Origin of the sequence: Photobacterium toruni (assembly GCF_024529955.1) — a bacterium.
In the GTDB taxonomy this organism is placed as follows: Bacteria; Pseudomonadota; Gammaproteobacteria; order Enterobacterales; family Vibrionaceae; genus Photobacterium; species Photobacterium toruni.
Genome location: NZ_AP024854.1, coordinates 2,179,672 through 2,201,214 on the forward strand (window position 1 = coordinate 2,179,672; position 21,543 = coordinate 2,201,214).

24 protein-coding genes and 2 tRNA genes are annotated in these 21,543 nt (G+C 39.9%); 8 read left to right on the forward strand and 18 right to left on the reverse strand.

The annotated features are described in order from the left end of the window. Positions 1–4: 4 nt before the first annotated feature. The gene (gene flgK, locus OC457_RS10310; RefSeq protein ID WP_235866885.1) at positions 5–2,023 is read right to left on the reverse strand and encodes a flagellar hook-associated protein FlgK; all 2,019 of its coding nucleotides are present in this window, start codon (positions 2,021–2,023) and stop codon (positions 5–7) included. A 163-nt stretch (positions 2,024–2,186) separates the two neighbouring features. Here flgK and OC457_RS10315 point away from each other — a divergent pair, with 163 nt between their 5' ends. Beyond that, on the forward strand, positions 2,187–2,372 hold the full coding sequence (locus tag OC457_RS10315; protein WP_080172881.1) for a flagellar hook protein: 186 nt from the start codon (positions 2,187–2,189) through the stop codon (positions 2,370–2,372). Positions 2,373–2,457: 85 nt separating this feature from the next. On the opposite strand, the gene flgJ is transcribed toward OC457_RS10315, so the two are convergent. From flgJ to OC457_RS10370, 11 genes are all read right to left on the reverse strand, one after another. Next, positions 2,458–3,447 (reverse strand): flagellar assembly peptidoglycan hydrolase FlgJ, encoded by a 990-nt coding sequence (gene flgJ, locus OC457_RS10320; protein WP_080172879.1) that lies wholly within the window; start codon positions 3,445–3,447, stop codon positions 2,458–2,460. Between the two features lie 17 nt (positions 3,448–3,464). Beyond that, positions 3,465–4,556: a flagellar basal body P-ring protein FlgI gene (locus tag OC457_RS10325; RefSeq protein WP_080172877.1), complete on the reverse strand. Its 1,092-nt coding sequence runs from the start codon at positions 4,554–4,556 to the stop codon at positions 3,465–3,467. A 55-nt stretch (positions 4,557–4,611) separates the two neighbouring features. Next, positions 4,612–5,367, reverse strand: coding sequence for a flagellar basal body L-ring protein FlgH (locus OC457_RS10330; RefSeq protein ID WP_080173315.1), 756 nt, complete (start codon positions 5,365–5,367; stop codon positions 4,612–4,614). Positions 5,368–5,425: 58 nt separating this feature from the next. After that, on the reverse strand, positions 5,426–6,214 hold the full coding sequence (gene flgG, locus OC457_RS10335) for a flagellar basal-body rod protein FlgG (protein ID WP_080172875.1): 789 nt from the start codon (positions 6,212–6,214) through the stop codon (positions 5,426–5,428). Positions 6,215–6,233: 19 nt separating this feature from the next. Next, the gene (gene flgF / locus OC457_RS10340; RefSeq protein WP_080172873.1) at positions 6,234–6,983 is read right to left on the reverse strand and encodes a flagellar basal-body rod protein FlgF; all 750 of its coding nucleotides are present in this window, start codon (positions 6,981–6,983) and stop codon (positions 6,234–6,236) included. 161 nt (positions 6,984–7,144) lie between these two features. Further along, on the reverse strand, positions 7,145–8,530 hold the full coding sequence (flgE, locus tag OC457_RS10345) for a flagellar hook protein FlgE (protein WP_080172871.1): 1,386 nt from the start codon (positions 8,528–8,530) through the stop codon (positions 7,145–7,147). Between the two features lie 7 nt (positions 8,531–8,537). Continuing rightward, positions 8,538–9,284: a flagellar hook assembly protein FlgD gene (flgD, locus tag OC457_RS10350; RefSeq protein WP_080172870.1), complete on the reverse strand. Its 747-nt coding sequence runs from the start codon at positions 9,282–9,284 to the stop codon at positions 8,538–8,540. Between the two features lie 17 nt (positions 9,285–9,301). After that, positions 9,302–9,715: a flagellar basal body rod protein FlgC gene (gene flgC, locus OC457_RS10355; RefSeq protein WP_045036601.1), complete on the reverse strand. Its 414-nt coding sequence runs from the start codon at positions 9,713–9,715 to the stop codon at positions 9,302–9,304. Positions 9,716–9,718: 3 nt separating this feature from the next. Then, positions 9,719–10,114, reverse strand: coding sequence for a flagellar basal body rod protein FlgB (gene flgB, locus OC457_RS10360; protein WP_045036602.1), 396 nt, complete (start codon positions 10,112–10,114; stop codon positions 9,719–9,721). A 255-nt stretch (positions 10,115–10,369) separates the two neighbouring features. Next, positions 10,370–11,197, reverse strand: coding sequence for a CheR family methyltransferase (locus OC457_RS10365; protein ID WP_080172868.1), 828 nt, complete (start codon positions 11,195–11,197; stop codon positions 10,370–10,372). A gap of 52 nt (positions 11,198–11,249) precedes the next feature. Continuing rightward, positions 11,250–12,191, reverse strand: coding sequence for a chemotaxis protein (locus OC457_RS10370; RefSeq protein WP_080172866.1), 942 nt, complete (start codon positions 12,189–12,191; stop codon positions 11,250–11,252). 89 nt (positions 12,192–12,280) lie between these two features. On the opposite strand from OC457_RS10370, the gene flgA reads away from it, so the two are divergent. From flgA to OC457_RS10385, 3 genes are all read left to right on the forward strand, one after another. Beyond that, the gene (gene flgA / locus OC457_RS10375) at positions 12,281–13,018 is read left to right on the forward strand and encodes a flagellar basal body P-ring formation chaperone FlgA (protein WP_210436052.1); all 738 of its coding nucleotides are present in this window, start codon (positions 12,281–12,283) and stop codon (positions 13,016–13,018) included. Between the two features lie 138 nt (positions 13,019–13,156). Next, positions 13,157–13,465 carry a flagellar biosynthesis anti-sigma factor FlgM gene (flgM, locus tag OC457_RS10380; RefSeq protein WP_080172862.1) on the forward strand — a complete coding sequence of 103 codons (309 nt, stop codon included), beginning with the start codon at positions 13,157–13,159 and terminating at the stop codon, positions 13,463–13,465. A 39-nt stretch (positions 13,466–13,504) separates the two neighbouring features. Then, positions 13,505–13,933, forward strand: coding sequence for a flagella synthesis protein FlgN (locus OC457_RS10385; RefSeq protein ID WP_080172861.1), 429 nt, complete (start codon positions 13,505–13,507; stop codon positions 13,931–13,933). A gap of 3 nt (positions 13,934–13,936) precedes the next feature. Here OC457_RS10385 and OC457_RS10390 read toward each other — a convergent pair whose 3' ends face one another. Then, positions 13,937–14,392, reverse strand: a complete 456-nt coding sequence (locus OC457_RS10390) for an LPP20 family lipoprotein (protein WP_370737953.1) — start codon at positions 14,390–14,392, stop codon at positions 13,937–13,939. 2 nt (positions 14,393–14,394) lie between these two features. After that, a complete protein-coding gene (locus OC457_RS10395) occupies positions 14,395–15,030 on the reverse strand; it encodes a FlgO family outer membrane protein (protein WP_080172859.1) in 636 nt (211 codons plus the stop codon). Positions 15,031–15,177: 147 nt separating this feature from the next. Between OC457_RS10395 and OC457_RS10400 the strand changes: the two genes are divergently transcribed. The 3 genes from OC457_RS10400 (at position 15,178) to OC457_RS10410 (ending at position 17,201) form a co-directional block, all read left to right on the forward strand. Next, complete coding sequence (locus tag OC457_RS10400) at positions 15,178–16,302, forward strand: flagella assembly protein FlgT (RefSeq protein WP_080173313.1); 1,125 nt, start codon at positions 15,178–15,180, stop codon at positions 16,300–16,302. Positions 16,303–16,348: 46 nt separating this feature from the next. Continuing rightward, positions 16,349–16,425, forward strand: a tRNA-Arg gene (locus OC457_RS10405). A gap of 236 nt (positions 16,426–16,661) precedes the next feature. After that, positions 16,662–17,201: a hypothetical protein gene (locus OC457_RS10410; protein ID WP_080172858.1), complete on the forward strand. Its 540-nt coding sequence runs from the start codon at positions 16,662–16,664 to the stop codon at positions 17,199–17,201. A 51-nt stretch (positions 17,202–17,252) separates the two neighbouring features. On the opposite strand, the gene OC457_RS10415 is transcribed toward OC457_RS10410, so the two are convergent. Together OC457_RS10415 and gltX are read right to left on the reverse strand one after the other, a co-directional pair. Beyond that, positions 17,253–17,328 (reverse strand) — tRNA-Ala (locus OC457_RS10415). 133 nt (positions 17,329–17,461) lie between these two features. After that, entirely contained in the window at positions 17,462–18,886 is a 1,425-nt protein-coding gene (gene gltX / locus OC457_RS10420; RefSeq protein ID WP_080172856.1) for a glutamate--tRNA ligase, read from the reverse strand. A gap of 373 nt (positions 18,887–19,259) precedes the next feature. Here gltX and OC457_RS10425 point away from each other — a divergent pair, with 373 nt between their 5' ends. Beyond that, on the forward strand, positions 19,260–19,436 hold the full coding sequence (locus OC457_RS10425) for a hypothetical protein (RefSeq protein WP_159447832.1): 177 nt from the start codon (positions 19,260–19,262) through the stop codon (positions 19,434–19,436). Positions 19,437–19,487: 51 nt separating this feature from the next. Here the strand turns inward: OC457_RS10425 and OC457_RS10430 are convergent, their stop codons facing one another. Further along, complete coding sequence (locus tag OC457_RS10430) at positions 19,488–20,141, reverse strand: DUF2057 family protein (RefSeq protein ID WP_080172855.1); 654 nt, start codon at positions 20,139–20,141, stop codon at positions 19,488–19,490. A gap of 76 nt (positions 20,142–20,217) precedes the next feature. Next, on the reverse strand, positions 20,218–21,303 hold the full coding sequence (locus OC457_RS10435; protein ID WP_080172853.1) for a porin: 1,086 nt from the start codon (positions 21,301–21,303) through the stop codon (positions 20,218–20,220). Positions 21,304–21,543: the final 240 nt, after the last annotated feature.

Sequence of the window (21,543 nt, forward strand, 5' to 3'; positions counted from 1 at the left end):
CTGATTATACTGCGCGCATTAAGGTATCAAAGGTTTCTTTTGCCACTGACATAATTCGTGATGACGCCATATACGATTGTTGAAACTTCATTAAGTTGGCGGCTTCTTCATCAAGATTAACCCCTGACAGATTCGATACCCGCTCTGAGGCGGAATCAAAATCAAGCTGATTTACTTCAGTTAATTTATCGGCATTTTTTTTAAGCATACCAATATCTGTCGCTAAGCCTTCAAAGACATCAATCACACTTGATTTACCGTCTGCCATGGTCTTTTGATGCTGAACTTGCTGCATCGCCAAGAAGTTACCATTACCGCCTTGGGAATTTTGCGTACCAAGTTCAACCTCAAAGCTGTCGTTAGCTTGTGCGCCAACAGATAAGGTCATCACTGGTATTGACGTCGTAGCGCCTGTTTTAAAGGCAATGGTTGCGCCATTTTCAGCTGAATATTTATTATCCGCTAATTCAACATTAGTATTGGTTTTTAAGTCAGTAACGGTAACTTGATCGCCCGCGGCATTTAACTGTAATTGATAGCGCCCAGCTGCATTATCAGGCACAGCAGTCGCTTTGGTGATAGTTGCTGAGCCAAGATTGGATTCAGCGGCAATCGCGGTTAACTGACGATGACCCGCCAATCCACGTGGATCGGTCATTGCCAATGAAATATCTGCTGCGCCACGACGTAAAGGTTGAATCACGCTAGTTTCAGTCTCACCAGCGGTTAATGTTGGCGGTTTATTAATAGTAATTTCAAGACCATCAACCTTAGCAACAAACTTGCCGTCAGCATCGGCTTCCAGTTGGGTTTTATTTCCTTGCTGATCAATCAAGGTATGGCTGGTCGCATCACTGACTAATTGATAATCACCCAGTTTAAGCTGGTTAATATCGTCAATTTTAACGCTAATATCACTGCTGCTACCCAACGGTTTAAGTGCGCGTTGCGACATAGCATTAGGGCTATTAATGTCATTGAACAACGCTTGTCCTTGCTGACCATTAAGATCAACACCTTGTTGTTGAAGATCATTCATTTGCGCCCCAAAGCCTAGCGCCATCTGTCCGAGTTGATCTAAACTTTTATCAATCACATCATCGCGCACCGTTAACATTGCCCCTAAGCTGCCACCAATGGTGTCACTTTTAATCGGTTTACTGTTATTGCCATTGATTAACGCAATTTGTTTATTGGCAACATCAGGATCGCCATCGACGAGTGTCAACTGCGATGCACTCACACCAGAAACCAAAGTATCACCGCTACCAATGATAACCGTATTGGCTAAACTGCCTTTATCAGCCAATACAGTCACTTGAGTATATTTGGCTAATTCGTTGATCAGCGTTCGTTGTTGATCAAACAGATCGTTACTGCCATCACTATTTGATTGTTGTTGCAGGCTGGTATTGACTGCGGCAAGTTCTTGCCCTAGCGCATTGACGCGTTCAAGTGAAACATCGAGTTGCTGATTAACATCAGTACGAATATTGGTTAGGGTTTCGTGGGCATTATTAAGATTAACCGCTGCTTGATTGGCATGTTCTAGTACCGTTTGACGGCTACCTAGATCGCTAGGATTATCAGCAAGAGAGCGTACTGAATGATAAAAATCGTTCATACTATTAACGCTATTAACGGCACTTTTAGAGCTAAAATCATCCAACATTGCTAAATGCTGTTGTTTAACATTAGCCTCTTCTAGTTGAGTGGTGGAAAGCGTCAGTTCGCGGGCAGCAAATTGGTCATAAGCACGACTAACGTTATCAATATAAGCACCTGTGCCATAATAATTATTACCGTTCCACTGCGCATCATCAGATTTTTGTTCAACAACTTGACGACTATATCCTGGCGTGTTGACATTGGTAATGTTATGACTTGCCACATCCAATTGTTTTTGAGATGTGCGTAAGCCACTCACCCCAATTTGCATCAAATCTACCGCCATTGCCAATTGCTCCCCGCTAAAAATTAGACCATTACCAACAACGTATTGCGATAACGCTACAACTAACAAGCAAGAAATGAACCACTTTTAAATAAATATATCGCTAGCATCGATGTCTAAATAAATACTGTTAATTAGCATTTATTTACTTATAATTTTGCTGCAGCTGCCGATATAAATAAAATAACAATCAAAACAATAGCAAAACAGCGCTATAAAAAGGATCAGGTGAATGAACATTTTACTTTCTGGATTAATTGGTTACGCGATAAAAGAAGTAGTAGTACCATTAATCACCGATAGCTTTGATGATGAGCAACCACCAAAGCAAGTCTCTGATAAAGAAGTAGAAGGAGCGTTATTTGAGAGTAACGATCTCATTAAAATGGTTTCAAGCTTAATTGATATCGTCGTGTGATAATAACGATTACTTACAACTTAATTAACTCTGCTTTTGTTACTCTTCTTTACTCACCGTTAATTCTAATTACAGTACATTCTGATCACAATAAGCTCTGCACTTTTTTCATGACAGCCAGAACCTTATTACTGTAATTCGGATCGGTGGCATACCCTGCCTGATGGATTTCACGAATAAATTGCTGCGGCTGATTACTGTGGGTTAATGCTTTTGAATAGCGTGGATTATGCTGTAAGAAATTCACAAAATCATCAAAACTATGCTGATAAGAATCATACGAACGAAATGCAGCTTGCTCTTGAACGGCAATACCATCATAAAATTCTAATGTTTTAGTGGCAACCTTTTGCCCCTCCCAACGTGGATCAGCTTTTATATTAAATAAATTATTGCTTGAGCCAAGCGCATTGTTGATCACCTTTTTTCCCCAGCCTGTTTCTAAAGCCGCTTGAGCAATTAACAAAGCGGGATCAGTGCCTAATGTGCGTGCCGCTTGCTGAGCATAAGGCTTCATGTGACTCACAAATGCTTCTGCAGAAGCGAAACTTATCGGCTCTGTGATTTTTGGTCGCAACGTTGGCTCAGTCTTAGCAGCAACTGTAACCATTTTCTGGTGTGGCAGTGGTTTATCCAATGGATCTGATTGACTAATAGAAGATTTAGCAAATGGTAAAGTCGCAGGATCAGCATTAATTGGCCGAATTGAGAATGGCTGCGGCTGTTGTTGTGAGTACAAATCGGTTGTTGGCTGGTGTTGGCTTAAATCTTGTTGTTCACCCCCTAACTGTTTAACAATCATATCCGCTAGCCCAAGACTGCCAGTAGTACTTAGCTGCGAGGATAATTGTTCATCATGCATTTGTTGATAAAATTTGCTATTATTACTGCTCATTAAATCAGATTCAAATGCACTATTTGCTTCACGCATCGATTTAAATAACATCTGTGTAAAAATAGATTCAAATTGAACAGCGGCTTCACGTAAAGAGCCTTTTTTATCCTCACCAATTCCAGCTCGCAAGCGATCAAGGCTACTTAAATCATGAATAAAACTAGGCTCTATGTGTTTCATTGCCACTCTCTTAAATATTAGATAATAATTAACTGGCCTTCAATGGCACCTGCTTGTTTTAACGCTTGTAAAATAGCCATTAAATCTGAGGGGGCTGCGCCAACTTGGTTCACCGCTCGTACTAATTCATCTAATGTCACCCCTGGTTCAAATTTGAACATGCGCGCATCTGATTCATTAACGGTGATCTGAGAATTAGGCACCACAACCGTATCACCACCAGCAAAGGCATTGGGTTGACTCACTTGTGGATTCTCTTTAATTGAGACCGTCATACCACCATGGGTGATCGCTGCTGGGCGTAATTTGACATGTTGTCCGATAACAATCGTCCCAGTACGTGAATTTACAATAATTTTGGCTGAACCTTCAGCAGGATCAAACTCTAGGTTTTCTACCGTTGATAAAAACGCCACTCGCTGACTGACATCACGTGGTGCCCGCACTCGAATAGAGGTAGCATCAACCGCTGACGCCATTTGTGGCCCTAAAAATTGATTAATAGAATCAGACATTCTCTGGGCAGTAGTAAAATCAGACTCATATAAATTAAACGTTAGATAATCCCCACGACCAAACGGATTTGAGACTTCTTGTTCAACCATCGCACCATTAGTGATACGACCCACCGTTGGCGTATTACCGACCACTTTAGAACCGTCAGCCCCCTCAGCACTAAAACCGCCGACTACTAAACTGCCTTGGGCAATCGCATACACTTTACCATCAAGACCTTTTAGAAACGTTTGTAACAGTGTGCCGCCACGTAAACTTTTCGCTGAGCCAATCGAAGATACAGTAATATCAATAGTCTGACCTTGCTTCGTAAACGCGGGCAAGGTGGCATTCACCGCTACTGCTGCAACATTTTTGGTTTTTGGTTTAGTACCAACAGGTAATTGAATACCAAAATTTTGCAGCATCGCATTAAAGGTTTGTTCGGTAAACGGCGTGGTTTCACCTGTTCCTGGTAAACCAACCACTAAACCATAACCCACTAATTGGTTACTCCGTACGCCTGCAACCGCTGCAACATCTTTAATGCGTGCCGCCTGTACGGTTGTAGCAAAGAATGTAAATGCCAATAAACATATTGTCGAAATGTTCAAGCAACTCTCCGAAAAATTAAAACGATAAGGCAATTAACCTTACTAAAAAATCAACTTAAAAAGCGACATTGAAAAAGCGTGATAACCAATTTTGCTGCTGAACATCTTGGCGATCACCGGTGCCTGAATATTGAATACGCGCATTAGAAATACGGGTTGAGGCAATACTATTATCTTGATCAATATCATCGGGACGAATATTGCCGCTAACACGAATATATTCTTCCCCAGTATTAAGCATTAACCACTTCTCGCCACGAATAACTAAATTACCATTGCTAAGCACATCGACGACTTCAACCGAGATCGAGCCTTTAATACTGTTACTTTGATCCGCTGAAGTAGATCCGGCAAAAGAGTTATTATTTGCCATTCCATAAGACAGCGTGTAATCATGCAAAGTGACAGGCTTACCACCAAGATCAATCGGCTTCATGTGAAGATCGGTTTTCTTATCGAGATCTGAGCTGGCATTTTTCTTAGCTGTGGTTTTTTCTTCAAGCAAAATTGTCACAATATCACCAATACCACGCGGTTTAGTGTCATCATATAAATCTTGCGCCTGCGCCTGATTAAATAGAGATCCGGTTGCAGTAGCATAATGCTCAGGTTTATCTTGAGGTCGCACTGGATTCCAAGCAGGATCGTTCATTTGCGCATCTTCACGGCCACGTAAACGATCAATTAAACTTTTTGATTCTGTCTGCTTACCTTCAACAGCATCAACATTGGTGGTGGCTTTTTCAATATCACTCCCAACAGAATCTGGTGTTGACATACAGCCGCTTAAACTAAAAATAAATGCAACCATGCTCCAGCGCCAATAACTATTTTGGTGTACTTTCACAGCGATTCCTTTGCCAATAAAGTTATAATTGCTGATTAACATAACTTAGCATTTGGTCAACGGTTGAAATCACCTTTGAGTTCATTTCATAAACCCGCTGTGCTTCAATCATGTTCACTAGCTCTTCGGTTACATTGACATTGGAGGTTTCAAGCATCGATTGACGAATAGAACCAAAACCTTCTAAGCCCGGCGTACCTTCTTGTGGATCGCCACTAGCACCGGTTGGTAAGAATAAGTTCTGTCCAATTGGTTCTAAACCTGCGGGGTTAATAAAATCAGTCGTAGTTAATTGCCCTAACACTTCATTTTCTTGTTGATCACGAATACGTGCCGAGACTTCGCCATCAGTCCCCACAGTAATACCCACCGCATTATCAGGCACCACAATTTCTGGCTGAACCGGATAACCGCTACCACTGGTGACTAAAATACCTTGATTATTAATCGTAAATTGACCATTACGGGTATAACCGATATTGCCATCAGGCAGTAAGACTTGGAAAAAACCATCGCCTTCGATCATCATATCCATGGCGTTATTGGTGGTTTGAGTATTGCCTTGAGTAAAGACTTTTTGAGTCGCTACCACTTTTGAACCCGCCCCCAACATTAAGCCACTTGGCGATGTGGTATCTTGGGTTGATTTACCGCCGGGCTGATTAATATTTTGATAAAAAAGATCTTCAAAGACCGCACGACTTTTCTTAAAACCAATCGTCGAGGCGTTAGCTAAGTTATTAGAAATGGTTGAGATATTGGTTTGTTGGGCATCTAAACCCGTTTTACTAACCCACAATGCTGGATGCATAATGATCGTCCTTGAGTAATTAGCTGATACGCATCAGTGAAGATGAGGATTTATCCATTTCTTCGGCTGATTTCATTAACTTCACTTGCATTTCAAAGTGACGCTGTAAATCAATCATGCTGGTCATTTCGGCCACCGCATTAACATTACTACCTTCAAGCATGCCTTTCGCTAAACTAACACTCGCATCGGCATCTAATGGATCACGATTACCAATCACTTTAAATAAACCATCAGTATCTTTAAATAGACTACGATTTTCAGGTTTCACTAACTTAATACGATCGACTGTTACCATCACATCAGATGGTGCACCTTTAGGGATTACTGAAACCGTACCATCTTGACTAATTTCAATTTTATTAATCGGCAGAGGAATAAAGATCGGGCTATCATTGCGCCCTAAAACAAGCTGACCATTACTGTTTTGCAGCATGCCCATTTGATCAACTTTTAAATGACCCGCGCGAGTATAACCTTCTTGTCCCCCCGCATCTTGAACCGTCAACCAACCATCACCTTGCACTGCAACATCAAGATCACGGCCAGTATTGATCATTGACCCTTGCGCAAAATCGTTACCTGTACGCTCGGCCATGGTAAATACACGACTTGGCACCCCTTCACCAAATGCCTGCATACTGCGCGCCTGTTGTAAATCAGCACGAAAGCCCGTTGTACTGACGTTAGCAAGGTTATTAGCATGGACTCGCATGCCTTGCATATCTTGTTTTGCCCCGCTCATGGCGAGAAACAGCGCCCGATCCATTTTTTTGACACTCCTCTGTGCATTAGCCGATTTAAAGCAAAAATTACGCCAAGATATAAATAAAAAATAACAAGTGCGAAAAATTGAGAACTGAAGAAACAAAAACGCCACCGATAACGGTGGCGTTGATCTATTCATAATAATTATTAACGCATTTGAAATTAACGAATCTGAAGAATATTTTGCTGGAGTTGGTTATTAACATCTAATGCACGAGAACTGGCTTGGAAGTTACGCTGGGCACTGATCAAATCCACCAACTCTTGAGTCATATCGATGTTTGATTGCTCTAAAGTGCCGCTTTTAATGGCACCAAATGAACCCTGAGATGCATCACCCCACACCACTTCACCTGACTCTTGAGTCGCATTCCATAGCGATCCACCAAGTTGCGTCAACCCTTGCTCATTAGCTACTCGTGCCATCGCTACACGACCAACAACCAAATCTTTACCGTTTGAGTAAGAGGCCATGATATTGCCATCAGGATCGATATCAACTTTAGATAAATACCCTGTTGATGCACCATCAACATCCTGAAACTTGCGCACTTCAAACGCCGACGCATACTGGGTTGGATCTTCATAATTCATGGCTATTGCTTGAGTTGCATCCGCACCACCTACATCAATAGCCGCCTCAGCAAAACTTTCCATCTGAATATTTAATGGTGTTCCTGGAATAGCAGCGTCAGGCGGTACTGCTGGTGTTGCTTTTAGTGGTTGTCCATTAGCATCAAACTTCATCACATACCCAAGGTGCCCATTTGCACCTGCTACTGAATACCCCGCAGGTAAAGACTCTGCTTTAGCATCTAATGCTTTTTCTTTGCCGTTATTATCAGTCACGGTTTGGTAGACTTCCCATGTATTGGCATTGGTTGATTCTGGTGCCACGGCATTAGGATCATACTTAGCCACATAATAAGTGGTCATTTTATATGGCTTACCGAGTGAGTCATAAATAGTCGATGACGTAGAACGACTAAATGAATCACTATTTTTAAAATCAAATGGTTGCGCTTTAGGCACCGTTTCTTTATTCGGCAGATTGAGAGAAACCTTGATATTTTTAGACGCAGTGGGCTGCCCAAAAACATCGTCAATTTTTAAAGATTTTGCCTCATAAGAAGCTACCGTATTTGAATCTTGGTTAACAGGATAACCTAATAAAAACTTACCTTCAGAGTTAACCAGTTCATTTTCATTATTTAATTGAAACGCACCATTACGGGTTAAATTGCTATTTGCTGCTTCATTTTTATTATCTGCAACTGCAAAAAAACCCGCACCAGACACCCGTAAATCAAGCGGATTATTAGTATAAATACTTGAACCTTCATGGAACTGTTGCGCTACCGTTGAGGTTTGGACACCACCACCAGTAGTGGTTTTAGAATTTGAGAAAATGGAATTCGAATACACATCACCAAACTCTGCCCGCGACTCTTTAAAACCAAAGGTATTGGCGTTAGCAATGTTATTACTGGTGGTGTTTAAATCCTTTTGCGCAGCACCCAAGCCACTTAATGCGATATTCATGCTCATCAGTTAATTATCCTTGTTGTGTACTCAGTGGGGCCGCAGATTGGGCGCTTTTACCTATTTGTAAAACTTCAGCGAGGTTGACAGGTTTAGTTACACCAGCAAGGTTTAACATCACTTTACCGTCGCTATTACCCAATAAAACGCTATTTACATTGGCGTGGGTTAACACTTCAAATTGCTGACTTTCACCACCAACGTTACCTGATACTGAGAAATTATATTTACCCTGTGGCATTACATTGCCTACATCGTCTTTGCCATCCCATGTAAACGAATGCTCTCCGGCTGATTTTGCACCTAGAGTAATGGTTTTTACTAATACCCCTTGCTCATTTTCAACTCGAAGAATGGCGTTATCGACCCCTTGTTGCAGCCGAACCATGCCTGCCATTTCACCATCATGGTTTTTAAGTGCTGTGGCACTTGGAATAAGTACATCTTGCCCAACCAACGATGAGGCTTGTAAGGCTTGGTTTGATGTCATAGCACTATTGAGTGAACCAAATTGTTCATTCATTTTATTGATGCCATCAACGGTCGCAAAGGATGCCATTTGAGCAATCATCTGATCATTACCCACGGGCTTAAACGGATCTTGTTGGGCTAATTGTTTGGTTAACAGCGATAAAAAATCATCTTGTTTTAATTGATTAGTGCCTGTTGTTGGCTGTTCTTGAGCGATTTTTTTATCTTGCATACCTTTAAGTTGGTCAAGATAAGAAAGGGATTGCCCTGCGCCATTAATGGTTGTCATAACACTAGCTCCTTCGCTTATTTGCCCATCTGTAATGTTTTCATTAGCATTTGTTTACTGGCATCAGCCACTTGAACGTTATTTTGATAAGAACGTGATGCAGAGATCATATTGGCCATTTCTTCCATCACATTAACGTTAGGTTTATAAATATAACCCGCACTGTTTGCTAATGGATGCTCAGGATTATATTCAGCACTTAATGGCTCATTACTTTCAACGATCCCTTGCAGTTGTACTGGTACGCTAGCATCGCCTTGATTAGCACTATCAAGCGCTGCCGCAAAAATAGGGTAACGCGCTTTATAAGTTTCTTGCGCTGAACTACTGACACTATTGGCATTGGCTAAGTTACTAGAGGTGGTATTAAGTCGTACTGATTCTGCACTCATGGCTGAGCCCGTAACATTAAATATATTAAATAAACTCATCCATTATTCCCCTTTCAATGCCTTGGTTAAGTTCTTAAATTTAGAACCTAAAAAATCCAATGATGCTTGATATTCAATACTGTTTTGCATAAATAAGTTTTGTTCTAATTGCGCATCAACAGTATTGCCATCACCAGTATCAGGCTGAGTTGGCACTCGATAAAGTTGCTCGCCACTAGCGGCAGGAGAGGCAGTAATATGCCGCCCATTAGTACGGTTAAGGCCAACGTTTGCCCCCGCCGTCGCCGATTGAAGAACGCGGCTAAAGTCGACATCTTTTGCCTTAAAGCCGGGAGTATTGACATTAGCAAGGTTACTCGCCAACGTTTCCGCACGAGTTGCACGTGCACCAACAGTATATTGATGAATACCTAATGCTTTATCAAAAGAAATCGACATGCTTTGCCTCTACGGTGTTATTTACTGTCACAATGACAACAGTAGTAAAGCAAAGACAATGCCAAGATGGAAAAGGGGGTGAGGAAAAAATAGGGAAAGCAGAAGAAAGGATCGAGTGACAAGGAAGAGCAAGTGACGAGAATAAGAACTTGATAGCTAACAATGTAGTACCAATCTTTCCAGCTCGAGTTTAAACCTTAAAAACTCGAATCTCAAAGCCTTACACTCTCGCCCCTAAATTACCTGTTGTTGCTATTATTTCAATTTATAAATAATACCCGGATTACAGCGTACCATTTCAAAACGGTCACACAGCCCCGTTAATGATTCAGAAGCACCAAGAAATAAATAACCACCGGGATTTAAGCAGGCTGCTAATTGATTAAGTACTTTAATTTTGGTTGCTGGTGAAAAGTAGATTAAGACATTCCGGCAAAATATTATGTCAAACTTACCTAATAGAACGTAGCTATCCTTTAAGTTTTGAGTGCGGAAATTAACCAATTGTTTAACGCGTTGATTAACTTGCATACCACCACTACTATGCGATTCAAAAAACATTTTTCGGCGCTCAGCGGATAAACCACGACTTAACGCAAGATTGTCATAAATCCCCTCTCGACACATATCAAGCATAGTTTGAGAAATATCTGTCGCAGTGATCTGAATGCTTGGGAGTGATCCCGGTCGTTTCAATTGCTGCTCTAAAATCGTCATCGCCATTGAATACGGCTCTTGCCCTGATGAACTCGCTGCTGACCATATTTTTAGCGGTCTTCTGTTAGCGGCAAGCTCAGGCAATATCTTATCGGCTAAAACAGTGAACGGATAACCATCACGAAACCACAATGTTTCATTGGTCGTCATTGCATCGATCACCGCAACGCGTAATTCTCGATTTCGCCCTTTCAATGTAGTTTGCAATAAATCAGACAAAGACAGTAATCCAAAACACTTAATCAAAGGGCTTAAACGACTTCGCACTAAATATTGCTTACTGTCCCCCAAAACAATGCCACACTGTGCTTCAAGAAAATGACAAAAGTCATAATAGTCTTGATCATTTACCGTTAATGTTGTCATCAATTACTCTTTCTTATTTTTACCGTTTATTGCACGTCGTATATATTTGTTATTAAGAACTCATGCTAACCGCTGTTACGGTAGTCATGGCATTTTTTACAGCACGTCCTAACTCATCTGGATTAAATTTAGGAATAAAAGCATTAGCGCCCACACGTTCAACCATCGCCTGATTGAATACGCCACTAAGTGAAGTATGTAAAATAACATGTAGATCTTTTAACGCGGGATCGTTGCGAATCGCTGCTGTTAGGGTATAACCATCCATTTCTGGCATTTCAATATCAGATATCACTAAAGCTAATTGTTGATAAATACTGCCCTTTTCAGCCATTTTTTGTAGGGTTCTAAAAGCTTCTTTACCATCTTTCACGCAAAGACAATCACAACCAATAGATTCAATCGCACGTTGTACTTGCTTACGTGCCACCATCGAATCATCAGCTACTAAGACCGTTTTTACTGTCGGAATTATTAAACTAATTTCATCCAATAATTGGCTGGATAAGCGAGTATCAACGGGAGATATCTGATCAAGGATCTTTTCAACATCAAGAATTTCTACTAGCTCATTATCAATTTCAGTGACTGCCGTAAGATAATTACTTCGCCCAGCCCCTTGTGGTGGCGGTAAAATGGCTTCCCAATTAATGTTCACAATCCGCTCAACCGCTGATACTAAAAATCCCTGCACCGAACGATTAAATTCAGAAATAATAATAAAACAATTACTAACATCCTCGACAGGTCGTCCCCCGGTAGCAAGGCTCATGTCGATCACTGAAATTGTTTGACCTCGAATATAAGCAACACCTTTAACAAAAGGATGTAAATTAGGCATCGAGGTTAGCCTTGGACACTGTAAAACTTCTTTAACTTTAAAGACATTAATCCCATATCGCTGTCGTCGATTAAGCCGAAAAGTAAGTAATTCTAATCGATTTTGTCCAACCAATTGCGTACGTTGATTGACTGAATCTAAAATACCTGTCATGTAAAAAGGTTCCCTGCCTAAAAATATTAACAAGACCAATACAAGCAATTTTTCAAATAATTACTTATGATAAGCCACTTAATGACCGAATGACTACCACCGACAGAGAGCATAACGCCGTGATCACTCATCGATATTTAAACTTAATTAGCATTATTATCGGCAGTTTATTGCTGAACTTTAGTGTTAATGTTCATGCCGCACCACTCGCTCAACAAAACCTTATTCAGAAAACAGCAGTGGATCATATAAAACATTCATTAACACCACCAGATTTTGGTAGTGTCAATATTACCGCTGCGACATTAGATTCTCGATTACGGTTCCCGCCCTGCTCTCATCCCCTCATTGCAACCACACCTGGTAAACAAACATTATCAGGTAATGTTACCGTATTAGTTCGCTGTAATAGTGAAAATTGGCAGATCTATGTACCGGTCAATATTCAGCAAACACTGCCTCAAGTCATTGCCACAACACACTTAGGTCGTGGCGCTTTACTCAGTGCAGCTAACGTGAAAATTGCGATGGTAGAAAGCCGCTTTCAACGCGGAGTTAGTTTTAATAACCCACAACAACTTATTGGTTCAAAAGTAAAACGAACAATAAAGGCTGGCGATGTTATTCAAGCTAATGATATCTGCTTAGTATGCCGTAACGACAGTGTTCTCATTCGCGCAGGACAAACAGGATTAGCCATTGTCACCACCGGAAAAGCATTATCTGATGGGGCTATCGGCGATGAGATCCGCGTTCAAAATAGTAAATCAAAACGGATCATTGATGGGGTTATTACAGCAGTAGGAGAAGTATCGGTAAAATATTAGCAACAACCTATAATAGGTGGCTAAAAACCAAAACAATACACCATAATATTTTGGTATTGGTAAGCAAAAAAAGCTAAAGTTTATAGTCTATACGTCGATAATTAGCTATAACTCTATTGAGATTAACAGGACTAAATTATGACAAACATTGATCATCTTCGTGGCGGACAGCCATTGAATACAACTCGCATGGCTAACCACTCGAAAACAGCAACCACGAATACACCACAAGCAACAACCGTTGAGCCACAACATGATGCGGTATCATTAAGCTCTCAAGGTAAGGCTGTCGGTCAAATTCATCAACAATTAGCCGCTGAAACCAGTTTTGACGCTGCAAAAGTTGCGGAAATAAAACAAGCTATCGCCAATGGTAGTTATACGATTGATGCTGATAAACTCGCTAATAATATGATCAAATTTGAAGATGAACTAAATGGCCTTTAATACTGATATTATTGTACGTTCACTGTAAGGATCTTGGTTATGAAATACACTATTGAGCAATTGCTTGAGCTTCAACATACAGCTTTAGTCTCTCTTGCTGAATTACTCAACCAAGAGAAAACGGCTATTGCTCATCGACGTGCATTAGAAATAGAACAATTTGCAAAAGAAAAACTTGCGCTGATTAATAGCATTCAACAACATGATTATTTAATCGCTAATCACCCGCAACGACAACAATTACAAGATGATGAACTACTCAGTCAGCATGTTGATGAAATCCAGAAACTAGTCACACTCTGTAAGCAGCGCAATGATGTTAATGGCGAAGTATTACAACGGGCGCAATTAAGTTTTCATAAACTCAACAATCTATTTCAACAAAGTCGTGGTCGTCACCAAATGACCTATAATTGTGACGGCAAAGCACAAAACGTTCGTTCATTAGGTACCAACCTCAAAGCCTAAAAATTAGAACATCACTTGTTGATTATTGGGAACATGAAACACTTCACCGTGTTGTTTCATACGTTCCATCAAGCCTAAATTCAGTTCCATTTCAGTCACATAGCTATCACCAACAGGATAACTACGGATCACTTTTGCCCCACGAATAATACCATCAACTGCACCATCCGTATTTTCTGGACCTAATTGTTGATTAGATAGCGACGTTGTAGCTGAGATTCGAAGGCCATATATTTGTTCAGACAACTCTCGATAAGCATCAAGCTTTGATGCTCGCATAGCACGTAAACTTTTCTCCTCTTGAGTGCGCCCATTTTGTTCACTAATAGATGCATAACCAACCGCAAAAACCGTCTCATTACTGCCGGTTAAATCAGGATTATTGATCCCATTTGAGGCCGAACACCCTGATATTATGATGAACAGTATTGCTGTGAAATATTGAATCATGGAATTCATCCTCAAGGTCGTAATACCACATTATTAAGGGTCGTCTGTTGTTGTTCAGTACGCATAATAACGCCATTACGTATTTGAATTTTATTCATAAAATCTAAATCGCGTCCAATTCGTTCAGCGGGTAAAAATCCCTGTGCAGTTGCAATAACAACATGAGATCGCATTCCAATAATTCGCGCATTCACTAACACTCCACCGCTTTGGCGTAACATTGTCCCCGTTAGCACATAATCAACAGGTTGTTGCGCTGACAATTCTTGCCAGTTACGGCTAATACTAAAATCACCATTACGCGTGACTTTAATCACCCCAGTTGATTTGTAGTCAACCACGGTGAATCCTCGTTGCTGCATCTGAAACATGAAATTTTCACTAACCACATTTCCTAGCCAATTAGTCACCCCCATATCTTGCAGATCAACAAACGATGTCACAGCTAAAGGTGTGCTTGCGGTTAGATATTGATTTGATTCAATAAGCTGATTAGTCAAACCTTCAACAAAATAATCAACCGTATGACGAGGCGTTGTTGTTAGTGAATACCCCGCAGAAGAAAATTGCTCTTTACCATTATAAACTTGGGGCCCCGCACAAGCTGTTAATAGTAGCGCACACACCACCAGTATAATTTTGTTCATTGTTAGCCACTCTTGCTACGTGTGATAAGGAATATATCGTTCACGAATACAATTTCTTTAATGAGAAACACCAATTGGGAACACTCTTTGCATTCCGTTGTGGTTATGTCTCGATTAAAGCAAAAAACATACCTAAACTGGTCTTTTATGAATAAAAAAATATTACTCTGCTTAAGCGTCTTGTGCCTCTTCGTTTCACACACTATCAACGCGCAGTGGGTACAAGTGACAGGAGAGGCAACTATTCTTGAAAGCAAAGCTACTGCACGCGTTAATGCTTTAGAAAATGCAGTATTCCAAGCGATGACCTTTACTGGCGGTGAGATTGCCAGTTTGCCGTTACTCAAAACCTATTTACAAGAAGATCGGCAACAATATCGTTTTAGTGGCAACGAAATTCGGCATATTAGCGTACTAGAACAAAAAGATACGGGCGGCAAAATGTATGTCACCGCCAGAATAGATATTTATCCATCGGCAAAAAGTTGCCACAAGGTACAATATAAAAAAGGATTATTGCTGGGAAAATTTTCATTAGCAGAACCACAACAAGCAGCAATGGGCAGTATTTATCAATTAGGTCATGATTTTTCAAAAATCTTACAAAAAAATATTCAGCAGCGTTCGCAGAGTTTTTTAGTCACAGGTGTTACTCAAGTACCATTTAATGTCAACCATGCTGATGCAATGATGATGTTAGCAGAAGATAATGACGCCCAATATTTGGTTAGTGGTGAGATCACGGATATATCAACAACAATTGATAACCGCCAACGCATCAATCGTCAATTTGCGATAACTCTTGATATTATGGACGGTAAAACAGGAGAGATAATCTATCAAAATAACTACCGTGATATTGGGTTGTGGCCCTTTGCTCGCACGAGTTATATTGACACTAAAACAGCTCGCTTTTGGGTATCACCCTACGGACAAAGTATTCAACGAGTCACTCAGAATATGATGTTAGATATTGAAAGTGCGCTTTCATGCCGCGCCAGCTTACCGGAAATAATTAATATCCATCAAGGGATTGCTCAAATCAATGTGGGTCGTGTCCATGGAGTCCATAATGGTGATCAACTTAAATTATGGCATAGCGCAGGGTTTATCGATCAAAAAGGTATTCCACGCAATCGCATGGTTGAAACAGCCATTACACTCACAGTCAATCGTGTCTACGAAAAATCAGCAGAACTTCGTGTTAATCAGCCACAACTGGCTTCTAGCATTCAACCTGGTGATTTACTGACCAAGCAGTTGAATCAATAACACTATTTTCTTAAACTCTACGAATTTTCGCGTATACTGTGCAAATGCTCTCTTAGCTCAGATGGATAGAGCGTCCCCCTCCTAAGGGGAAGGCCGCTGGTTCGACTCCAGCAGGGAGCACCATATTAAAAAAAGCCAACCAATAGGTTGGCTTTTTTGCATTTTAGATCTGCATCCCAATTTAAAAAATAACATCAATAACTGTTATTTTTTATAACTATCAAATAGATATAATACCAATGAACTAACCTCATCTTGAAACATAACGTTACAATATTTGAACGTTGTTTTTTATTCTTTACTGTTTATACTGCTTATAATTTACAATTATTCCACTATTAGCTTATTTTAGGTATTTCATGAAAATTAAATTGGCATCATTTATCGTATCAGCTGCACTACTCGTTCCTGCAACGGCGATGGCTAACACACCGGTTCAACTTTCTGTACCTGGTGTAAACCTACCTGCAGGCAACGTTTCTGGTGTTCGTTTAAATCTACTTTACGGACAGACAAGCCAAGTTGAAGGTGTTAACTTTTCACTGTTAGGTTTATCGACTATTAGTAACTTTACCGGTCTTAACTTTGGTTTAGCATTTGGTGTTAACCACACCACATCAAGCATGACTGGTTTAGAATTTGGTTTAGCTAACTGGAACGAAGGTAATGCTACTGGTGCTGACTTTGGTTTAGTCAACTATACTGGTAACAATTTTACAGGTGCTCAATTTGGTACCTTTAACTATGCTGGTTCTCTTAATGGCCTTCAGTTTGGTTTTGTTAACGCAACAGATCATATTAATAAAGGTGTGCAGATTGGTTTAATTAACTATGATAAATCAGGTACTTTTGTAAGCAAAAACCTTCCAATCTTCCCAATTATTAATGCGCGTTTTTAATCATTACTAAACGCAAAAAACCTCGTCAGTTAACTGACGAGGTTTTAAATTTGGTGGAGCTAAACGGGATCGAACCGATGACCTCTTCGCTGCCAGCGAAGCGCTCTCCCAGCTGAGCTATAGCCCCAATATATTGTTTATAATATAAAGATTGTTAAACAATGTCATTATTATAAAACTAAAAATGTGATCAGCTTTACGTTCATAAAAAAAACGGAAGCATCAATAATACTTCCGTTTTTATCATCATAAACTAATGTTTATGCGTTAGCTTCACGAGCTGCAATATAATCTAATGCCATCTTAATACGAGCAACAACACGCTCTTTACCAATCAATTGCATTACTGCATCAACTGATGGTGATTGACCTTGACCTGTAACAGCAACACGTAGCGGCATACCAACTTTACCCATACCTAACTCAAGTTCTTCACAAACTTGTGTTGTTACAGCATGTAAATTTTCAGTTGTCCACTCTTCCAATGCTTCTACTTTTGCAAGCGCTAATGCCAATGCTTCTTTCGCCACTGGACGTAAATGCTTCTTAGCCGCACCGGCTTCAAATTCACTAAAGTCTTGGTAGAAGTAACGTGATTGCTCAGCTAATTCGATCAATGTATGACAACGCTCACCAACTAACGTGATCACTTCAGTAATTGCAGGACCATTTTCAATTGAAATTTGTTTTTGATCTAAATGCCATTGTAGGTATTTAGCAACATACTCAGGTGCTGCTGTTTTAATATAATGGTTGTTTAGCCATAACAATTTATCAGTATTGAAAGCTGATGCTGATTTACTTACTGATTCAAGAGTAAAGCAATCGATCATCTCTTGTAGCGAGAAGATCTCTTGGTCACCATGAGACCAACCTAAACGCACTAGGTAGTTAAGCAGTGCATGAGGTAGGAAACCGTCATCACGGTATTGCATTACACCAACAGCGCCATGGCGTTTAGAAAGTTTAGCGCCATCATCACCTAGAATCATTGCACAGTGTGCAAACTCTGGTACTGGTGCACCAAGTGCTTTGTAGATATTGATTTGACGTGGAGTATTGTTGATGTGATCTTCACCACGAACAACTTGAGTAATACCCATGTCCCAGTCATCAATAACAACACAGAAGTTATATGTTGGGCTACCGTCTGTACGGCGAATAATTAAATCATCTAGCTCGCTGTTAGCAATCTCAATATGACCACGGATCTTATCATCAAAGATCACTGTGCCTTCTTTTGGATTACGGAAACGAATACAGAAAGGAGAATCAGCTGTTGCTGCTGCATTTGCTGCAATAATTTTTGGGTGATTAGCATCATAGCGTGGTTTAACACCATCAGCCATTTGCTGCTCACGAATTTCATCAAGCAATTCTTTCGGGCAGTAACACTTATATGCTTTATCTTCAGCAAGTAGTTGATCAACTACTTCGTTATAACGATCAAAACGCTTAGTTTGGTAGTAAGGACCTTCATCCCAATTTAATTCTAACCACTCCATGCCTTCCATGATCGCATCAATCGCTTCTTGCGTTGAACGCTCAAGATCTGTGTCTTCGATACGTAATACGAATTCACCGCCCATGTGCTTAGCAAATAGCCATGAATACAATGCTGTACGCGCACCACCAACGTGCAAAAAGCCAGTTGGGCTTGGTGCAAAGCGAGTTTTAACCGTCATTGAGATTACCTTATGAATGATGGATGACACAGTAAAAACTACTGTGTTGAATCTATTGATAGGTATTTTAGCACTGTAACCAAGATCTACAATCTTTGATCTGTTTCACAAGCCAAAATTCAATTTGATAATTATGACGTTATTACTGCTACACACTGTAGATTTTCAGTTTTTTAAAATAGGGCAGGATAAGAATAAAGTAGCGTAACTATAAATAGTAACAAAACACTTAATAGCATAATTTCAAAGAAAAAAGCCTTTGGTACTTTTTTAAGTACAAAAATTAACCACTTTAACTTGCGAAAATGCAATACCTAAACCAGACTAGAAGTGTAAATTTGCTAGCAACCTCTCAAAAAAAAGGAACTAAATTATGAAAAACATTTTAGGACTTTGCGCTGGAGTACTTTTAATGATGCCATTTACCTTGCAAGCTGGGGCTGGTAACTCACCTACAGGACCATTTGTTGAGTGTCAATTGCAGAATGGTAATATTGAATATATGCCAGCAATGTTTTGTGAAATCAAAAAAGGAAAGTACGTATTTTAGCTAAAATAATGTAGGTATACTTGTCGTTATAAGTGTACCTACAATTTTAATTTACTGGATGATCGCCCATTGGAGGAATTTTTTTCGTTCGATATCAGTAAGAGATAAGAAATCAGATTTTACCGATGAGAGTATAACGGTCCCACTTGAAGGTTGAGATAAGGTTTGGGTTTGAGTAGCTACGACATTAGAAATAGGGGTAGATTGAATTTGGGTTGGTAAAAACTCACTATTTCCTTGCTTAGCATTATAAGCAGTTAAAGCTTTCTCATAACCTGAAAGAACTGAATAGCTACCAGGCAATACTGCAAAATTAAAATTGATCATATTCCCAGATTGATTCTGCAACGTTAACGCTGGATACTTCTCAAATTTAGCTTGGGATTCAACACCATTTATTTTAAATGCTGAAGATAATTTCACTGTTTCATTTGAAGCATTAAAACTAACAACCATTGGTTTTGAATTAAATTTAGCCCAATCACCTGCTTGCGGAATTAACTTTTCAACACGTACCAATAACTGATTATCACCATCTTTTAAATTTACTTTTCTGGTGTTGCTATACCATTTTTCACCAAAATCTTCAGAGCCGTTAACTGCTAATAATGTTAGTTCAGGAGATAATTCAACTTTAACATCAGCGATTGCTGGTAAAGAAAAACCTACCGCTAACAACGAACTTAAAATAACAATTTTTTTCATAATTAATCTCCCTATAATAAAAAAGGTGGGTTAATAAAAACCCACCTATAAACTCTAACTAAAAGTAATTTTTAATTTAGAAGTAGTATTCAATACCAAGTAGGAAACGAGTTTGCTTCGCATCATCATTCATATCATAGTGACGAACATCAGAGTAGATAATTGCGCTTGGTAGTAAGTAACCAATACGACCAGTAATTGCAGTATCTGCAGTATTTGCAGCTGTTTTACCGTCGATGTCAGCATCAGTTGTTGCTGCGTAACCTAGTTTGTACAACCAAGTACCGCCAGCTACATATTGTGCGGTTGCAGAGAATGCATTCTGATCAGCATCACCAGTTTTAGTATCTTGCATCATGTATTTATAAGCAGCAGTCAGTGTCACATCACCAAATGCTACATTACCACCGACAATCGCGTAAGAGTTAGCGTAGTACTCTGTATTCAGGTCTTTACCAAAATCAGGGTTTGGTTTCCAGCCGCCATTATCATCAGGTTTTAAAGGTGCATCAACTTTAGATGTAACAGTGTAAGCACCACGATGGTAATAACCAGCATGGATACCAAAGTTACTACCTGCATAGTTTGCTGCAATACTTGAAACTATAGCATCAGTATTAGAACCCATACCACTAACTGTTGCTTGAACGCCAACACCATTCCAAGATACAGAGTCAAAACGTAATGTGTTATCAGCACGGTCTAAGTAGTTGTTACCCGCAGCTGTAATATCATTATTCCAGTCAAACACATTACCTAAGCCAGGGTTTGAGTGTGGCCAGTCAACGTAGTTATAAGCAGCTTGTAATTGGCGACCCCATTTGATCGAACCAATATTATCAAAAGCAAGACCAACATATGTATCACGAACACCAAAAGAGCCAGCCGCGCCGTTAGCATTACCAGATTCAATCTGCCATACAATATCAGGTGCGAAGTTATCAAACTCAACTACACCACGGAAACCAATGCGTGATTCCATATCAGAGAATGCAGCATTAGTACCACTATCATTATCATCGATAAAAATTGCACCAGCAGCTTGACCGTAAACCTGAACCTTACCATCCATAAGATCGATTGCAGCATTTGCACCAGTTGAAGCCATTGCTGCCGTTGCGATTGCAACACCAAGTAGCGTACGTTTGAACATGTTTTCCATGGAATAACTCCTAAAAGATATTAGCTGTTTACTTGCCCCTGAAAGGTTGGCCGCCGAAGGTGACAAGCAAATCTCTATATGTCAGTCGAATCATTTCGACTAATTCATATTATTTCGTTTTAAATTGAACTTTTAAGTAACTTCGGTATTAAGACTACTTTCGCAGCGCAAAACATCAATAAGAACTTACTTTTTAATAGTGAAAATATGATTGAGTGCAAACTTTTGGTGCTATCGTGA